The following is a 17149-nucleotide window of genomic DNA, read 5'->3' as shown; positions in this document are numbered from 1 at the left end:
TGCTCGCGATTGGGTCTGACATCCACTCATGAAGTCGACAGACAGGGCCTCATCGCGAGCAAGCTCGCTCCCGCAGGGGAAGGCGGTGTGGCTTAGATCTCTAACACTTCCATCTCGCGCAGCACGTCGCCAATCGCCGCCACCGCTTCGCGCATCTGCGCCGGGGTGACATGACCGATGCAGCCGACGCGGAAGGTTTCGACCTGGGTCAGTTTGCCGGGGTAGAGGATGTAACCCTTGGCCTTGACCCGTTCGTAGAACTCCTTGAACTGGTAGCGTGGGTCTTTCGGTGCGTGGAACGTGGTGATGATCGGTGCCTGGATGGCGGCCGGCAGGAAGCTGCGCAACCCCAGTTTGCCCATCTCTTCCATCAGCGCCTGGCAGTTGGCGGCGTAGCGCTGGTGCCGGGCCGGCAGGCCGCCTTCTTCGTTGTATTGCAGCAGGGCTTCGTGCAGCGCCGCGACCACGTGGGTCGGCGGGGTGAAGCGCCATTGGCCGGTCTTGGCCATGTAGGAGTGCTGGTCAAACAGATCCATCGCCAGCGAATGCGAGTTGCCGGCCGCGTTGGCCAGGGCTTCCTTGCGAGTGAAAACGAACCCCATCCCAGGTACGCCTTCCAGGCATTTTCCGGAAGCGGCAATCAGCGCATCGAACGGTATCTGTTGCGCGTCGACCGGCAGCGCGCCAAAGGAGCTCATGGCGTCGATGATCAGGCGTTTGCCGTGTTGCGCAACGATCCGAGCGATTTCCGGCAGCGGGTTGAGGATACCGGTGCTGGTTTCGCAGTGAATCAGCGCGACGTGGGTGATGCCGGCATCGGCTCGCAGCAGGCGCTCGACATCGGCGGCGGTGGTGGGTTCGTCTTCGGCGGTTTCGAAGGTGCTGAACGAGCGGCCGAGCACTTCGCAGATTTTCGCCAGGCGTTTGCCGTAGGCACCGTTGATCAGCACCAGCACTTTGCCGTCGCGCGGTACCAGCGTGCCGATGGCCGCTTCGACCGCGAAGGTGCCGCTGCCTTGCAGGGGCACGCAGTGATGAGTGGCGCCCCCGTTGATGATTGCCAGCAGTTGTTCGCAGAGGCTGGCGGTCAACTGGTTGAAGCGCTCATCCCATGAACCCCAGTCGACCATCATCGCCTGACGGGTGCGTGCTGAAGTGGTCAGCGGACCAGGGGTGAGCAGGATGGGGGCGGCAGTACTCATTCTCGTGTCCTCGCAATCGATGGGATGAAGCTACGGGGCCTAAATTGCAATTTGCCGAGTTATCAATCAAATTGTTTGTTGTTATGCCAGCCATCAGTGAGGCTTATTCATGAATCTGTTTCAGCTGCGTGCTTTCGACGCCGTGGCCCGCGAGGGCAGCTTTACCCGGGCGGCCGCACGGCTGTTCATCAGTCAACCGGCGGTCACCGGGCACATCAAGGCGCTGGAGGAGCACTACCAGATCAGCCTGTTGCGCCGCACCGCGCGACGGGTGGAGTTGACGGAAGAGGGCACCAAACTGGCGGCGATCACCCGGGCCATGTTCGGCCTGGCCGAAGAAGCACAGGCGATGCTGGAGGCCAACCGGCAGTTGCTGACCGGGCGCCTGGAAGTGGCGGCGGACGGCCCGCATATGGTTATGCCGATGCTCGCGAGCCTGCGGGCGCGTTATCCGGGCATCACGGTGAACCTGCGCCTGGGCAATGCTCAGGAAACCCTGGCGGCGCTGTTGTCCGAACATGCCGACGTGGCGGTGCTGACCGAAGTCGAGCCGCGCAAGGGGCTGCATCTGCAAGCGCTCAGCGAGTCACGCATTTGCGCACTGGTGCCCGACGGTCATCCGTGGGCGCAACGGTCCAATGGCGTGACACTCAAGGAACTGGATCAGGTGATCATGGTGTTGCGTGAGCCGAGTTCGATAACCCGGCGCACCTTTGATCAGGCGTGCGCCCATGCCCAGGTCAACCCAAGGGTGTTGCTGGAGCTGGACAGTCGCGAAGCGGTGACTGAAGCGGTGGCCGCCGAGTTGGGCGTGGGCGTGGTGTCTTCGGTAGAGGTGAGCCACGATCCCCGGGTGGCGGCGGTGCCGATCATTGGCGAGGGGTTGGTGAACCGGCACATGATGGGGTGCATGGAACGGCGCCGGGATTTGCGTTTGATCCAGGCGTTTTTTGAGTTGGTGCCAGGCCGATAAACCGCGATGGGGCCAGACCTGCCTACCTCAGGCTCTCGCGCACCATTTCCAGAAACGTCGCCACCACCCGCCGCGAACTCTGCTCGCGCAAGCACACCAGCGTCTCGGTCAACCGCCGTTTGCAATCGGTAATCGGCAATGCACACACACGCGAGTCCGCGCCGAACTCGGCTGCCGACACCACGCCGACACCGATCCCGACCACCACCGCTTCTCGCGCCGCCTCCCGCCCTTCGACCTGAATGGCCGGGCGGATGCGGAAGCCAGCGCCAGCCATTTCTTCTTCCAGCGTTTGCCGCGTCACCGAACCGATTTCCCGCAGCACCAGCGGCGTATCGTCCAGGTCCGCCAGGCAGATGGACTTGCGATCGGCCCATGGGTGATTGCGCGACACGAACGCCACCATCGGGTCGTTGCGCAGGGGCAACGAGAGCAGACGTTCATCACTGACATCACGGCCCAGTAACGCCAGATCGGCTTGATAGTTGAAGAGCCGCAAGAGCGACTCATCGGTGTTGCCGGTTTCGATCTTCACGCTGATCCCCGGATAACGCTCACAGAATCGGGCGATCTGCGGCAGCACATGCACCGGCGCGTCCACCGCCAGAACCAGGCTGCCGGTCTGCAAGGCCTGGGAGTCTTGCAACAGCTCCTGGGCTTCGGCTTCGATCACGAACAATTTCTGCGTGACGCCGAGCAAGCGTTCGCCCAGGTCGGTCAGGCGCACGGAGCGCTTGTTACGGTGGAACAGCAGCACACCGTAGCGCTCTTCGAGTTTGCGCACCTGGTCGGAAATGGCCGGTTGTGTGAGAAACAGTCGTTCGGCAGCTTTGGTAAAGCTTCCGTACACGGCCACGGCGTGGAAGGCTTTGAGTTGGGCGTGGGAAACCGACATGCGAATCTCCAGTAACAAGCTGAGCTTATTTTTGAAATACGATAAATCGATTTCACTTATTAATCAGTAATTGTTTTTATCCACCTCAGCCCCGGTGACTGGTCAATCGAACAGCAGCGGGTGCCATGAGCCTGTGCGTGCAACAACAGGACTCATCTGACCGGAATCGCCCACAGGGACAAGGTGATTTCGCAGTGCTCAACAATAAAAAACACAGGCGTTTTCTTTCAATTCTGCCGGCACACTCACACCCTGAGGTCAGAACCACAATGAACAAGCACATCGGCACCATCAAACGTTGGCGCGTGCAGATCTTCGCGATCACCTGGCTCGCCTACGCCGCTTTCTACTTCACTCGCAAAGCATTCTCTGTTGCAAAACTCGGGATTGGCGAAGACCCGACGTTCATGCTCGACAAAATGGCCATGGCCAACCTCGATGCTATCTATCTGACCGCATATGCCATCGGGCAATTCACCTGGGGCATCCTGGCCGATCGCTTCGGCCCGCGGGTCGTGGTGCTGGGCGGCTTGCTGATTTCTGCGGCGGCTGCGCTGGTGATGGGCAGTTTCGCCACGTTGCCGATTTTCGCCACTTGCATGTTGATTCAAGGCCTGGCGCAGTCCACCGGTTGGTCGGGGCTGTGCAAGAACCTCGGTAGTTTCTATCCCGCCGAGCAGCGCGGGCGAGTGCTGGGCCTGTGGAGTTCCTGCTACGCCTTTGGCGGTCTGGTGGCATCGCCCTTTGCCGGTTGGTGGGCCTATACGCTCATCGGCAGCTGGCATGCGGCGTTCATTTCCAGTGCGGCGGTGGTTGGGCTGGTCGCCGTGCTGTTTTTTATTTTTCAACGCAACAAACCCGAAGACGTCGGTTTGCCGGCTGTGGAGCCCGAGCCCGAGCTGACCGCTGAAGAGGCACAGGCTCAAAGCAAAATCAGCGTCCTGGAGCCGTTAAAGGAAATCCTGCGCAATCGTACGGTGCTGGTGCTCGGCCTCGCGTACTTCATGCTGAAGCCGGCGCGCTATGCGATTCTGCTTTGGGGCCCGGTGATCGTTTTCGAACAGATGCCTTCGGTGGGCAAGGTCGGCGCGGCGATCATTCCGACGGCGTTCGAACTGGCCGGGTTGCTCGGACCGATCATGATCGGCCTCGCCTCCGACAAAGTGTTCGGCGCCCGACGTATGCCCGCCTGTGTGCTCAGTCTGCTGGCGCTGACCGTGTCGCTCGCGCTGTTCATGGGTGCCCTGCACACCGGCAGTGTGCTGCTGGTAGTGGCGCTGCTGTTTGTCATGGGCCTGACGCTTTATGGACCGGATTCGATGATCAGCGGCGCGGCCGCCATCGACTTCGGCACTGCCAAGGCCGGTGCGACCGCCGCCGGTTTCGTCAACGGTTGCGGCTCGGTCGGGGCGATTCTTGGCGGGTTGCTGCCTGGTTATTTCGACACCGTGACGGTGTTCATTGTCTTCGCTGGCTGCGCGATGTTCTCCGCACTGGTGTTGATCCCGCACTGGAACAGCCGCCCCGGTGGCTTGCGAACCCACTATCCCCTCGTGCCTAACCGGCCGATAAGCGTCAAATCCCTGCGTACCTGAACCCTGTCCGTCGCCGCCTGCTGCGTTTGCGGCAGGCTGGCGTGTGGACTATCGAATGGAGAGTGATCCCATGAGACCCTTTTGGCTGGAGCAGGCCTTGAAGACCGAGACGTGCGAAACCTGTCCGGCGCTGCAAGGCGACATCCGCGCCGCCGTCTGTATCGTCGGCGGCGGTTACACCGGGTTATGGACCGCCATCATGCTCAAGGAGCAGAACCCCGGCCTGGAAGTGGTGCTGATCGAAGCCGATATCTGTGGCGCCGGCGCCAGTGGCCGCAACGGTGGTTGTGCGCTGTCGTGGTCGGCCAAGTATTTCACCCTTGAACGCCTGTTCGGCGCTGAAGAAGCGGTGCGGCTGGTCAAGGAATCCGAGCGCAGCATCCACGCGATCGGGGCCTTCTGCGAACGGTATGCGGTGGACGCCGACTACCGCCTCGATGGCACCCTCTACACCGCGACCAACCGTGCTCAGGTCGGCTCGACCGACGCGGTGATCGCCGCGCTGGAGCGCAACGGCATCAACTCCTTCAGCCAGCGGCCGCTGGTCGATGTACAGCGCATGGCCGGCTCTACCAGGCACCTGGAAGGCTGGTTTTCCCCGGCCGCCGCCAGCGTGCAGCCAGGCAAACTGGTGCGCGGTTTGCGCCGGGTGGCCTTGCAGCTTGGCGTGCGGATTCATGAAAACACCGCCATGACCGGGCTGGAGGAAGGTAAGCCGGCCGTCATCCAGACCGCCAATGGCAGCGTTCGCGCCGACCGTGTGGTGCTGGCGATGAATGCCTGGATGGCACGGGCATTCCCACCGTTCGAACGCAGCGTGGCGATCGTCTCCAGCGACATGCTGATCACCGAACCACGACCCGATCTGCTCGACGAAATCGGTTTGACCAGCGGTGTCACTGTGCTCGATTCGCGGATTTTCGTGCACTACTACCACAACACACCGGACGGCCGGATCATGCTCGGCAAGGGCGGCAACACGTTCGCCTACGGCGGGCGCATGTTGCCGGTGTTCGATCAGCCATCGCCTTATGCCGGTCTGCTGCGCAGCAGTCTGACGGACTTCTTCCCGGCGTTTGCCGACGTCAAGGTCGACGCAACCTGGAATGGTCCGTCGGATCGCTCGGTCACAGGGTTGCCGTTCTTCGGGCAGATGAGTGCCAGCGGTAACCTGTTCTATGGTTTTGGCTATTCCGGCAGCGGGGTAGGGCCGTGCCACATGGGCGGGCAGATTCTGGCTTCGATGGTCCAGGGCCTGGACAATCCCTGGACGCGCTCGCCACTGGTCAACGGACCGCTGGGCTTCTTCCCGCCGGAGCCGATTCGTTACCTTGGCTCGCTGATGGTGCGCAACGCCATTCGCCGCAAGGAGCGCGCCGAGGACCACGGGCGGCGGCCCCGGCATCTGGACGTGCGCCTGGCCAGGTTCGCGGCGGCGGCCGGCAAGGCTGACAAGGGGTGAGGCTCAGGACTCGGCATCGGTGGGGTCGATCAACCAGTCGAGCAGCAGACGGCTATCGTTCCGTGGCTCATGGCGCCGGGCGGGTCGAGGCGTGGAACGGTGTCCCGTGCTGGCGCAGAACACCGGGCGGTCGGGATCGCTGTCGAGGAAACTGACCCAGCCGTCGCTGCCGGCCATGGGCAAGCGGCCCGGATCGATGCGGGCGCCCGTCATCGCGACGGGCAGCCAGAGGCCCACGCCTTCTGCGGTTTCATTGTCCGTAGCAGGCCACACACTCACCTGTATGCGACCTTGCTCATCCAGCGCCGACTGCTGCCCGGTCTGGCCCAGCACCCGCGCTGGCTGATAACCGGGGATACGCGGCCTGGGCTGTTCGAGCGCCGGACGAAACACCGTTGACCAGGGAATCGCGCTGAATTGATTGCGGTAACGCCTGGGTGCGCCCGAGGTGCCGTGCTGCAGAATCGAACCCTGCTCGCCCTGATGACGCGCCTGGGTCACCAACCATTGATCGTTGAAACCGGTTAGTGGGTGCTCAGTCACCTGCACGATGCAGCCGCTGCGCAGTTCGCCGTGATTACTTTGGCCGTGAATCTGCATTTGCCGGCATCGCAAGCGCTCCAGGTGCCGGCGAGCGAGTTGATCGCGGTGGCGCTGTTCGGGAGCGGGGCGGGCCATGGGCGCCATGGCTTGGGTAAAGACATGATTGGCCGCGCCGTCGTCGGTGTCCATGGCGCCGCGGTCTCGGGTATCCAGCCTTGGCGAGAAGGGCCGTGAATCGTGACGCTGGAACAGCTCGCTGATTCGCCATGGGTTGCTGTCATCGGGTGCATCGCTCCGGAACGGCATCAACAACGGTTCCTGAGGGAAACTCAGGCTGTCGTCGGCGAACACCAGAACGTGCCCGTGACGGTGGTGTTCGAAGTGATAGTGAATGCCTTCCTCCTCGCACAGCCGTTGCAGCAGGGCCAGGTCGGTTTCTTCGTACTGAATGCAAAACGGTCGCAGAGGATAGTGGCCATTGGTCAGTTCGAAGCGATAGCTGTTATCGGGTAGCTCATGTTCGGCCAGCAACTGCTGCAGGATCATGGGCACGCTGGACGGCTCGAAAATGCGTCGGCAACGATGTCGGTCCAGCGATTGCAGGGAGGGGCCCAGCACCAGTTTGTAGCCGACCCGGTGCGGGCCGCGATGTTCGCGACTGACGTTGTGCAGTACGCCGTGAATGCCCTGGCCATGCCCAAGGCTCAGGAACGCCGCTTGGTGCAGTAGCTGTTGCAGCGGCATGGCCGGTGCCAGGCCAATCACTTCAATCTCGAATCGATAGGGTTGGTTGAGGGCTTCTCGGCCACTGAACTGCACGACCTGCAGGCTCAAATCGTCGTCAAGCAGTGTCAGGGTGAAGGGACTTTCCTTGTCGTTATGCATCGGACGCGCTTCTGCCATGGAGTACGGCTGCAGAGGGTACGAAACCACAGCCCTTAATGGTCATCGCAAACAGGAGTTTCAGAATCGCCCTACAACTGCCGGTGAACTTGTCGATTCGAGGTCAGAATTTTTGGTCGATTGCCAACTTTAGGCCGGGTAAACTTGCGCGATGCGTCGGCCAATAGATGTCTCGGCGCCACAGACAAGAGAGTGAGTAATGGGCGCACAGTGGAAGGTTAAACACAAAGAAGCGGCAGCCAACGCCAAGGGAAAGATCTTCGGCAAACTGGTGAAAGAAATCACCATTGCTGCGCGCAACGGCGCTGATGTCGCCACCAACGCACACCTTCGCCTGGTGGTTGAACAGGCCAAGAAAGCTTCGATGCCCAAGGAAACACTGGATCGCGCCATCAAGAAGGGTGCGGGCCTGTTGGGCGAAACCGTGCAATACCATCGTGTGACGTATGAAGGCTTCGCACCGCATCAGGTGCCGCTGATCGTTGAATGCGTGACTGACAACATCAACCGTACCGTCGCTGAAATCCGCGTCGCATTCCGCAAGGGCCAGTTGGGCGCTTCCGGTTCGGTGGCCTGGGACTTCAACCACGTGGGCATGATCGAAGCCTCGCCGGACACCCCGGACGCCGATCCGGAAATGGCCGCCATCGAAGCGGGCGCTCAGGATTTCGAGCCGGGCGAAGACGGCGCGACCCTGTTCCTGACCGAGCCTGCGGATCTGGACGCAGTACAGAAAGCCCTGCCGGGACAAGGCTTCACCGTACTGTCGGCCAAGCTGGGCTACCAGCCGAAGAACCCGGTCAGCGGCCTGAGCGACGAGCAGATGGCTGAAGTCGAAGCCTTCCTCGAAGGCCTCGATAACCATGATGACGTGCAAGACATGTTTGTCGGGTTGGCGGGTTAAGTTGTAATTCCAGTAACACCGCCATCGCGGGCCAGCCCGCTCCCACAGTATTTGTGTCGTTCGTAAAAATGCGTACGACGCTGAACACTGTGGGAGCGGGCTGGCCCGCGATTGACCGCGCAGCGGTCATCAATCTTTCAGCAGTTGAATAACCTCGTCGAACCCCGGTCGCGCCAGTACATCAGGCTGACAGCAGCGCTGCTGCAAATCCTCCAGCCGCAGACGCCCCTCGGCGCTCAACCCCGAGTCGGTCCGCTCCAGCAATTCCCCCAGCAGAACCCCGAACGCTCTGACTTCGATGCGTTGCAGTGCACGGCTTTCCAGGGTGTCCTGCGTGGCATGGAAAGACGCCGCGCCAAAGTCCCCCAACAGGCAATCACCCTGCGCGTTCCACAGAATATTGTGGCCGTAGAGGTCGCCATGGGTAATGCCCTGGCGGTGCAAGTGCTCGGCGACCGAGGCGATACCACGGGCAATGCGCAAGGCGACATCGGCCGTGAACCGGGTATCTTCGGCGTAGACATCGCGGCTGCAGGTCGCCAGGCTCGGCAGCGCGGCAAGGTTGCGGTAGCTCGGTTCGATCAGTTGCATCACCAGCCCGGCGGTGTCTTGCGGGTGATCGACTACCCGGCCTTCGACCCGGATCAGGTTGGGGTGAAGGCCAGCGGTAATACAGGCGTTCATTTCATGCAACGGCGAGCCATCACTGGTCATTTCGCCCTTGTAGAGTTTGACCGCGACTTGCGTGTCCGCGTGGCCCGGTCGTGCCCATGCCGCCCGATGAATCAACCCCGAAGCGCCTTCGCCCAGGAGCTGCTCCAGACGCAACTGCGACCAGGGGATGCTCGCCGTGGCTGCCAGGGCGGCCGCGTCGGCTTCGGTTTCCAACGGGTTACCGGCGTACGCCAGCCAGGTCAGGCTCGGCAGCGCGAGCAGCCATTCGGGTAATTGGCTGATCTGGTTGGCGGCGATGCGGATCAGCTCCAGCCGATGGCAATTGCGCAAACTTTCCGGCAAGCGTTGCAGCCGGTTACCCGCCAGCATCAGTTTTTGCAGGTAGGGGCGCTCGCCCAGCTCCGTCGGCAGTTCGCCGATGCAGTTGTCGGTCAGGATCAGCCAACGCAGGAGCGGTGGCAACGCGGCGCCCGGCACGTGCTCGATGCGGTTGGCCTTGAAGCCGATCATGGTCAGCGCCGCGCACTGGCCCACGCAGGCCGGCAGTTCGGTAAACAGATTGTCCGAGCAGAACAACACGCGCAAACGGGTCAGGCGATGCAGGTCGTCCGGGAGGCTGCTCATGGCATTGCCACTGAGGTTGAGCACTTCCAGGGAGTCCGCCAGGTCGAAGATTTCCCGGGGGAACTCTGTCAGGCCGCAGCTGAGGTCCAGACGGGTAATGCCTGCCAGTGTACCGGCGCGCAATTGTGCAAGGGTGTGCATGAACGGGGCTCGCCATCGATCAAATGAATGGCCGGCATGATAACGGGAATGAGTGTTGTCGGTCAGACCGCTTTCGCGAGCGAGCCCGCAGTCGACCCAGTTGTTTAATCGAGCGCGGACCCAATGTGGGATTGATCAGGCCGGCTCCCGGACCTCCACCAACTGCCCCAGGCGGCTGCGGGTACGTGCCAGGTCGATGGCATCGCCGTCCAGGCTTTCGCGCAATGAATGCTGCCCCATCAGCACCAGATGCTTGTCCTGGTCGTACAAAACGTCCACCAGATTGATGAAGCGTTGCTGGGCGGCGATTGAACAGTCGGCCAGGTTGGGCAATTCGTCGATGATCCAGTGATCGAATCGTCGGCACAGCTCCAGGTAATCCATGACCGCCGTGGGCTGCTCGCACAGATCGGTGAAGGTAAAACCGATGGTGCGGTCTTCGCAGAAACGGGCGGGCAGGTGGCGAGGGCCGACCGGCAGCGCAATGGCCGGTGCGTCGGCGGGTGGCAGGTTGGATGCCTGACGCTGCGACGCTGTGCCGGGCCAGATGTATTGACCCTGGGTAAACAGTTGATGCGTGTGAGTTCTGGCCTGGCTGCGGTAGTCGTGTGGCCCGCCGACCTCCATCACCTGCATGCGCGCGTTGATCAGGTCGATCACCGGTTTGAAGCGCGCGTGGTACAGCGGATTGGGCAACAGACCCTCCGGCGGGTAATTGGAGGTGACCAGCAGCAGAATGCCTCGACGGAACAGCGCTTTGAACAGGCGCGTGATCAGCATCGCGTCGCCGATGTCATGAACATGGAATTCGTCGAAACACAGCACCCGGCAATCGCACAGCAAATCATCCAGGGTGGTCGCCAGCGCGTCCGGTTGATCGCGATGGCTGAACATCCCCTGATGCAACCGGGCAAAAAACTCGTGGAAGTGCAGGCGCTGTTTTTGTTCGAGGGGAATGGCCTGGAAAAAGCCGTCGAGCAGCCAACTCTTGCCGCGACCCACGGCGCCGTGCAGATAGAGGCCGGGCAAGGGGGGCGCCGCGCTGCCCAGCAGTGCTGTGGCGTGTTGCGCCATGCAGTCGATCACGCGCTGCTGACTGTGACTGAGGGTGTAGCCCTGCGCATGAGCCTTGCGGTGAAAGTAATCGTGGATGACCCGGCCGGTTGCGGTTCCATGGGCGGGCGCAGCCGAGGCCTTGCCGAACAGGCGGCGCAGCGACGGCCAGCGCGGTGCGAGACGCGAACGGTTGGGCGGTCGAACGGCCACTGTGATGTCACCCCATACTCTTCAGGCCGGCTCCCGCGCGGCGGCGCCATAGTGTACCCAGAGGGGAGAATTTGCTTCCAGTTATGTCGATGGAATGCTGGTTTTTTTTTTGGACGGATTACTGCGGTGTGTACAACTTATTTTGAGTTGGAGTTCTGTAGAAAATCGATATAGGCCCTACAAAATCAATTCAATTGGGCGTGGATACATTTTTGTCTGGGCCGTCAGGTGGTCCACTGCAACGCGAAGATCTACGTGGGCAACGCTGAAAGAGAAAACGTATGCGAAACCCGGCAGACGCTGCCAGGCCAGCGTCTACGGGATTGATGTGGCGCTCAGAACTGAGTTGTCTGTTGGAGCATCTGCGCCGCCGGCGTATCCGCCGGGCTGACCATCGCATAGTTGTAGCCGCCCCCTGACCAGTACTCGGCCTGCAAGCCGTCATCACGCCGACTGCCCCGTGGCAGCAGGAAGTTTTTCGGCCCCGGCGGGCGCACGTAGAAGCTGATTTTGTGCCCGCCCTGATCCTCATAGACCACCATCGCCGCCGGCCCTTGCTCGGTGCTGAGCAAACGCCCGCTGACCGGTTTGAACCCGGCGCCCGAGAGATCGGGCAGGCGATTGGCCTGGGTGAAGTAGCGGTCGAGCCAGCCTTGCATGTCGCCGTCGGTGCTGACCTTGTAGTCGGCTGGCAGGATGCCTTGCTGGGCAATCAGTCGGTAGGCCTGCAGGGCATCGGTCATGGGCAGCGGGGCGCTGGCGAGGGTCATCTCCCGTGCCTGCCAGCCGCTGACCCCGCCGATGCCGACGGCGATCAGCAATACAGCGGCGCTGGCCAGGTGACGACGGGACTGGCGTTTGAGGCGTTGACGAATCATCACCGGATCGAGGTCCGGGTTGGCCGGTTGCTGCAGGGCGCCGCTCAGGGCTGCGCGCAGTTGCTGGGCGTCCTTTTGCCAGGCGCGCACCTGCTCGGCAATGGGCGCGTTGCCGGAGAGATAAGTCTCCACCAGGCGTCGGTCGTCATCGCTGAGTTGGTGGTCGACATAAGCGTGCAGATCACGCTCGCTGGGGGGCATGCTGATCATTTGAGTCTCCGCAGGGAAGGGCGGTTGATTTCACCATCGCTGAGTTGGCGCAAGGCCTGGCGGGCCCGGGACAGACGGGACATCACCGTGCCGGTGGGGACATCGAGAATCTCGGCGACCTCTTTGTAGCTCAGGCCTTCCACCGATACCCAAAGCAGCAGTGCGCGCTGTTCGGTGGGCAGTTGGTCGAAGGCGTTCAGTGTCGATTGGGCGATCACCGTGCGCTCTGCCGAGGGCTGCGCATCGTCGCGTCCGGTGAAGAACTCGAGCATTCGTGCATAGCGTCGGGAGCGCCGGTGAGCGTCGAGGAACTGCCGATAGAGAATCGAAAACAGCCAGGCACGCAGGTCTCCCTCGGGCCGCTTGTCGCCCCAGGCCGACAGTGCCCGCTCGAGGCACGACTGCACCAGATCGTCGGCACTGCTGGGATTTCGCGTCAGCGATACGGCGAAGCGGCGAAGCCTGGGAATAATTTCCCGCAATTGTTCGTCGATATCATTCATGAAGTTCTGACCAGTCACTACGCTGTGGTGAGTGTCCAGGAAGACGCATGGCAATCGAGGTTATTCCACGCCGGAAAAAATAAATACCGAACGATGGAATAAACCCTCGGGGGGATCGTCTGTCTGGTTCTTCTCACTTGTGGCCGATGGCCCTGGAGTCCTTCATGGTAGATCGATCAACACCGCCCACCCGGCCACCCCTGAGTACCGCGAGCCTGATGATGCGCCTGGCGGGCATTGCCGTGGTCGTCGCTGTTGTGGCTGGGGCGTTTGCCTACGTCAACGGCACCCTCGACCCACAACGGCTGACGCCGAAAAAGCTGATCAATGTGCTGGAAACCAACAACGGCGTGCACCCAGGGTTCCGGCGCAATCACTCCAAAGGCGTGTGCGTGATCGGCCATTTCGAGAGCAGCGGCGAAGCGCGCAGTTACTCCTCGGCACAGGTGTTCAACGAAGCGCGGACCCCGGTGGTCGGGCGTTTCGCCTTGCCGGCGGGTAATCCTTATGCGCCGGACAGTGCCGTGCCAATCCGCAGCCTGGCGTTGCGCTTCACCCAGGCCAACGGCCAGCAATGGCGCACCGGGATGAACAGCATGCCGGTGTTTCCGGTGGGCACGCCCGAGGCGTTCTATCAATTGCAACAAGCCCAGTCGCCAGACCCGGCCACCGGCAAGCCGAACCCGGCGGCGGTGCCGGCGTTCTTCGGCTCGCACCCTGAAGCCGCACCGTTCCTGGCCTGGATCAAGACCGCCAAGCCGTCGGCCAGTTACGTGACGGAAACCTACAACAGCGTCAACGCGTTTTACCTGGTGAACGCCGCCGGACAACGGCAGGCGGTGCGCTGGAGCATGGTGCCGGTGGCTCAAGATGCACCGGGCGCGACGGCCCCGGAGGGCAGCGATTATCTGGAAAAAGACCTGGTTCAACGCATCGCCGCAGGGCCGTTGCGTTGGCAATTGAACATCACCCTGGCCAACCCCGGCGACCCGGTCAACGACGCGAGCAAGGCCTGGCCCGACGGACGCAAGGTGCTGAACGCCGGCACCCTGGTCCTTGAAAGCACCCAGCCGCAGCTCAGTGGCGAGTGCCGTGACATCAACTACGACCCGTTGGTATTGCCAGCCGGGATCGAAGGTTCCGACGACCCGTTGCTCGCCGCACGTTCGGCCGGTTACGCCAATTCCTACCTGCGCCGCACCAGCGAAGTCAGCCAGTTACCCGCCGCCAAACAGGAGGCCAAGCAATGAGCGCCCAACCGAACCATTTCGCTCCCCTGGCGCGGCTGCTGCACTGGCTGATGGCGCTGATGATCATCGCCATGCTGTTCATCGGCGCAGGCATGGTGGCCTCGGTGTCCGAGCGTCATGAATGGCTGATTCACCTGCACAAACCCTTGGGCGTCGCCATTCTGCTGTTGGTGATCGTGCGTCTGCTCGTGCGGTTCTCCACGCAACAGCCGCCGTTACCCGCGGACTTGCCGGGTTGGCAAGCGCTGGCGGCCAAGGCCTCCCACGTGCTGCTGTACGCCCTGATGTTGATATTGCCGCTGCTGGGCTGGGCGATGATTTCGGCCTCGGGCGAACCGGTGATGCTCAGCAGTTCGTTGCAATTGCCGTCGATCCTGCCGGCCAACGCGCAAGTATTTGCCTTCCTGCGCAAGGCCCACGGGTATCTGGCTTATCTGCTGTTCTTGACGGTGTTGCTGCATTTGGCTGCGGCGCTGTTTCATGGCTGGGTGCGTCGGGATGACGTGCTGGACAGCATGTTGCGGGGCAAGGATCGCGGTTAGTCGCAGTTTGAAAAAAGCTCTTCCGAATGCAGTCCAAGCCTCCGGCAGCTCAGAAGAATATGGATACCTGAGCTGCCGGAGGCTGCGATTTTTTTGATATTAAAAATTATCAGCGAAACGTAACTTTGGTTGGTGGTGCCAAGGTGAATGTTCGTTAGGGATTTTTATTGCCAAACAGTATAAATAAAATATAGGGCACTGTTACTTTTGACAGGTTCTTTCTTTTACAAATGCTGATCCAATGGTTTTTAACTGCTGTGTGAATAGCGGTGTGGCTTCAGATAATTTGGATACAAGAAGGAATATGATCATGTTTGGATTAACACGATGGACGAATGCGAAGTGCGCTCTGAATATACTGTGGGTTGTTTCAGTAGCTGTATTGGTGGGGGGATGTTCATCTGTTAATCAGTCGAAATCCGTGCCGTCTTTGGCGCCAAGCCCCGAGGCCAGTAATGTGAGCCAGACTATCGTATGGCTCGGTCCTCTTGAACATCCATTTACTGTGTCATGCATGGGCAACAGCGGGGTGATGGCCGGCGACAAGTATGAAGCGCTTCGCGAAAAATACTTTGTCGGGTGTGTGACGCCTCAGTTTCAAGGTCAAAACTTGCGTCCTGCTGACTCAGAACGAATCTCTGGCGCTATGTCGATGTGTCCCGATAATAAGGTTCAAGCCGGGGAGGCAATTACATTTAACCTAAGGGGAATCATCTGCGTAAGTCTTATACAGTCGGACTCCACACCCGTGCTAATTCCAGATACAAGCCATATACCTCCCACGGGCGATATTGACCGCACCTACGTTTGCCCAGAGGGCGAATATATACGAGGTCGGCGGGTGGTTGGAGGACGAGTGGCTTACATCTGTGGGCGTCCCGAGTATGGCCCACCTCCGGCGCCAACAGAATTTCGGAAAACAGGTTCAACGGCCACCTCTATTTCGTTCGCCTGGCAAGCCTTAACACAACCAAGCGTCCGTTATGAAATTTATAAAATGAATACTATGATTCCATCAGGAACTAAAATTGGCGACACCACCGGGTTGGTCTTTACCACGAGTAAAAGTAGCAGAGAGTGGATTTACTATGTTAAAGCGGTAAGTCCCGCTGGAGTGGTTTCTCAGCGCAGTAATGTAGTTGTTGATTAACTATTATAATTTTTACTGTGACATGACTCATAAAAAGTGGAATGGCTGCATGCAATGCATGCAGCCAACGAGTTGATCAGCGCAACGTATCAACCATCTCGGCCACCGTGGTCAACACATCTTTCCCCAACTGCTTCGACCGCTTGCCCGACCAGCCTGTCAGCGGGTTCGGATGATCATCATTATCCTTGAACGGCATTTCCAGGGTCAGCGACAGGCAATCGAATTTCTCACCCACGCTGTTGCACGCCAGCGTCATGTTGGCCTTGCCCGGTTCGTCGCGGGTGTAGCCATGTTTGGTCTGGAAGTCCTTGGTCAGGTGCTTCAGATGATTGCGAAAGTGCTCTTCCAGTTTTTCGATTCGCGGTGTGTAGCCTGGATTGCCTTCGCAGCCGGCGGTGAACACGTAGGGGATTTCTTCATCGCCGTGAATGTCGAGAAACAGGTCGACGCCGTACTTTTCCATCTGTTGCTGTACAAAAAAGACTTCGGGGCTGATTTCCGGGCTGGCGCTCTGCCAGGCGCGGTTCAGGTCCTGGCCCATGGCGTTGGTGCGCAGGTGACCGTGGAAGGCACCGTCCGGGTTCATGTTCGGCACCAGGTACAGGTCGGCACTGGCCAGCAGCTTGTTCAGTACCGGATCATCGTGTTTTTCCAAACGTTCGATCACGCCTTCCATGAACCATTCCGCCATATGCTCGCCGGGATGTTGCTGGGCGATCATCCACACCTTGCGCTGGCCTTCGGCGCCCGAGCCTTTGCGCAACAGCTGAATGTCCCGACCTTCGACGCTCTTGCCGGTGGCCAGCAGTTCCGTGCCGGCCTTGGTCAGCGCCTGCTCGATCAACCAGTCGTGACGGCCACGGCTGTAGGGTTCGAAGTAGGCGAACCAGGCGTGGGTCTGGGTCGCTTCAAGACTGAAACGCAGGCAGTCGCCTTCGAAGATGGTCGGTACGCGAAACCAGTTCACATGATCGTAGGACGCCACCGCCTGATAACCGTCCCAAGCCTTGTTGTAAGAGGACTTACTGGCATTGTTCAGGCGAAACCAGTGCTCCTGTCCGACATGCAGGCCGCTGGCTTTGAAGTGGAACCATTGAAAATGCTGGCTGCGGGTGTCGGGCTTGATGGCCAGCAGCGCCTGCAGCGGGTTGCTGATGTCCAGCACTTCAATGTTGCCGCTGTCGAAGTTGGCACTGATGTCGAGAGAGGATTTAGCCACGGTTGGGTTCCTGTTTAGATTTTATGGCGGCTACTTTACACGCAAGAGAAGGGGGTTAGGAGCGACTGAAAAAACGTTTCACCCTTCCTGCGGGGCCCGTGTCCGCCACGAAGCGCTCCTTCTCAGCGTAGCGATCATCCGTGTTACCACCAGCACTGTTTTGAGGCTATCGAGTTGCAGAATGGGGGCATTTCTACGCGTTCTTCGTTTG

Annotated in this window: 15 protein-coding genes; 7 read left to right on the top strand and 8 right to left on the bottom strand. The window is 60.5% G+C overall.

Annotation, left to right across the window (positions count from 1 at the left end; genetic code table 11):
- Positions 1–92 precede the first annotated feature (92 nt).
- The gene (locus ACX3YF_RS28290; protein ID WP_458974678.1) at positions 93–1202 is read right to left on the bottom strand and encodes a 2-aminoethylphosphonate--pyruvate transaminase; all 1110 of its coding nucleotides are present in this window, start codon (positions 1200–1202) and stop codon (positions 93–95) included.
- Between the two features lie 109 nt (positions 1203–1311).
- On the opposite strand from ACX3YF_RS28290, the gene ACX3YF_RS28285 reads away from it, so the two are divergent.
- Entirely contained in the window at positions 1312–2175 is an 864-nt protein-coding gene (locus ACX3YF_RS28285; RefSeq protein WP_458974677.1) for a LysR substrate-binding domain-containing protein, read from the top strand.
- 22 nt (positions 2176–2197) lie between these two features.
- Here the strand turns inward: ACX3YF_RS28285 and ACX3YF_RS28280 are convergent, their stop codons facing one another.
- Complete coding sequence (locus tag ACX3YF_RS28280) at positions 2198–3070, bottom strand: LysR family transcriptional regulator (RefSeq protein WP_130207707.1); 873 nt, start codon at positions 3068–3070, stop codon at positions 2198–2200.
- A gap of 269 nt (positions 3071–3339) precedes the next feature.
- Between ACX3YF_RS28280 and ACX3YF_RS28275 the strand changes: the two genes are divergently transcribed.
- Positions 3340–4665 (top strand): MFS transporter, encoded by a 1326-nt coding sequence (locus ACX3YF_RS28275; protein ID WP_047527566.1) that lies wholly within the window; start codon positions 3340–3342, stop codon positions 4663–4665.
- 70 nt (positions 4666–4735) lie between these two features.
- Positions 4736–6127, top strand: coding sequence for an FAD-dependent oxidoreductase (locus ACX3YF_RS28270; protein ID WP_454837956.1), 1392 nt, complete (start codon positions 4736–4738; stop codon positions 6125–6127).
- A gap of 3 nt (positions 6128–6130) precedes the next feature.
- Here the strand turns inward: ACX3YF_RS28270 and ACX3YF_RS28265 are convergent, their stop codons facing one another.
- Positions 6131–7555 (bottom strand): type VI secretion system Vgr family protein, encoded by a 1425-nt coding sequence (locus ACX3YF_RS28265; protein ID WP_448647699.1) that lies wholly within the window; start codon positions 7553–7555, stop codon positions 6131–6133.
- A gap of 217 nt (positions 7556–7772) precedes the next feature.
- On the opposite strand from ACX3YF_RS28265, the gene ACX3YF_RS28260 reads away from it, so the two are divergent.
- Positions 7773–8477, top strand: coding sequence for a YebC/PmpR family DNA-binding transcriptional regulator (locus ACX3YF_RS28260; protein WP_090323589.1), 705 nt, complete (start codon positions 7773–7775; stop codon positions 8475–8477).
- A gap of 129 nt (positions 8478–8606) precedes the next feature.
- Here the strand turns inward: ACX3YF_RS28260 and ACX3YF_RS28255 are convergent, their stop codons facing one another.
- The 4 genes from ACX3YF_RS28255 to ACX3YF_RS28240 all read right to left on the bottom strand — a co-directional run bounded on the left by ACX3YF_RS28255 (position 8607) and on the right by ACX3YF_RS28240 (position 12774).
- Positions 8607–9917, bottom strand: a complete 1311-nt coding sequence (locus tag ACX3YF_RS28255) for a leucine-rich repeat-containing protein kinase family protein (RefSeq protein WP_448646297.1) — start codon at positions 9915–9917, stop codon at positions 8607–8609.
- Between the two features lie 135 nt (positions 9918–10052).
- Positions 10053–11183 (bottom strand): cell division protein ZapE, encoded by a 1131-nt coding sequence (gene zapE / locus ACX3YF_RS28250; protein WP_288099789.1) that lies wholly within the window; start codon positions 11181–11183, stop codon positions 10053–10055.
- Between the two features lie 335 nt (positions 11184–11518).
- The gene (locus ACX3YF_RS28245; RefSeq protein ID WP_130207697.1) at positions 11519–12271 is read right to left on the bottom strand and encodes an anti-sigma factor family protein; all 753 of its coding nucleotides are present in this window, start codon (positions 12269–12271) and stop codon (positions 11519–11521) included.
- The gene (locus ACX3YF_RS28240; RefSeq protein WP_130207695.1) at positions 12268–12774 is read right to left on the bottom strand and encodes an RNA polymerase sigma factor; all 507 of its coding nucleotides are present in this window, start codon (positions 12772–12774) and stop codon (positions 12268–12270) included. Before ACX3YF_RS28240 ends, ACX3YF_RS28245 begins: the two co-directional genes overlap by 4 nt.
- Positions 12775–12938: 164 nt before the next feature.
- On the opposite strand from ACX3YF_RS28240, the gene ACX3YF_RS28235 reads away from it, so the two are divergent.
- From ACX3YF_RS28235 to ACX3YF_RS28225, 3 genes are all read left to right on the top strand, one after another.
- On the top strand, positions 12939–14024 hold the full coding sequence (locus ACX3YF_RS28235) for a catalase family peroxidase (RefSeq protein ID WP_448646300.1): 1086 nt from the start codon (positions 12939–12941) through the stop codon (positions 14022–14024).
- Entirely contained in the window at positions 14021–14566 is a 546-nt protein-coding gene (locus ACX3YF_RS28230) for a cytochrome b (RefSeq protein ID WP_130207691.1), read from the top strand. The genes ACX3YF_RS28235 and ACX3YF_RS28230 overlap by 4 nt, the downstream gene beginning before the upstream one ends.
- A 310-nt stretch (positions 14567–14876) precedes the next feature.
- Positions 14877–15716: a hypothetical protein gene (locus ACX3YF_RS28225; RefSeq protein WP_130207689.1), complete on the top strand. Its 840-nt coding sequence runs from the start codon at positions 14877–14879 to the stop codon at positions 15714–15716.
- 76 nt (positions 15717–15792) lie between these two features.
- On the opposite strand, the gene ACX3YF_RS28220 is transcribed toward ACX3YF_RS28225, so the two are convergent.
- Positions 15793–16938 (bottom strand): M14 family metallopeptidase, encoded by a 1146-nt coding sequence (locus ACX3YF_RS28220; protein WP_130207657.1) that lies wholly within the window; start codon positions 16936–16938, stop codon positions 15793–15795.
- Between the last annotated feature and the right edge of the window lie 211 nt (positions 16939–17149).

The organism is Pseudomonas fluorescens group sp. PF-69, from assembly GCF_054481235.1.
The sequence above is the reverse complement of the archived record's forward strand: the minus strand, read 5'-3'. Positions and strand labels throughout refer to the sequence as shown.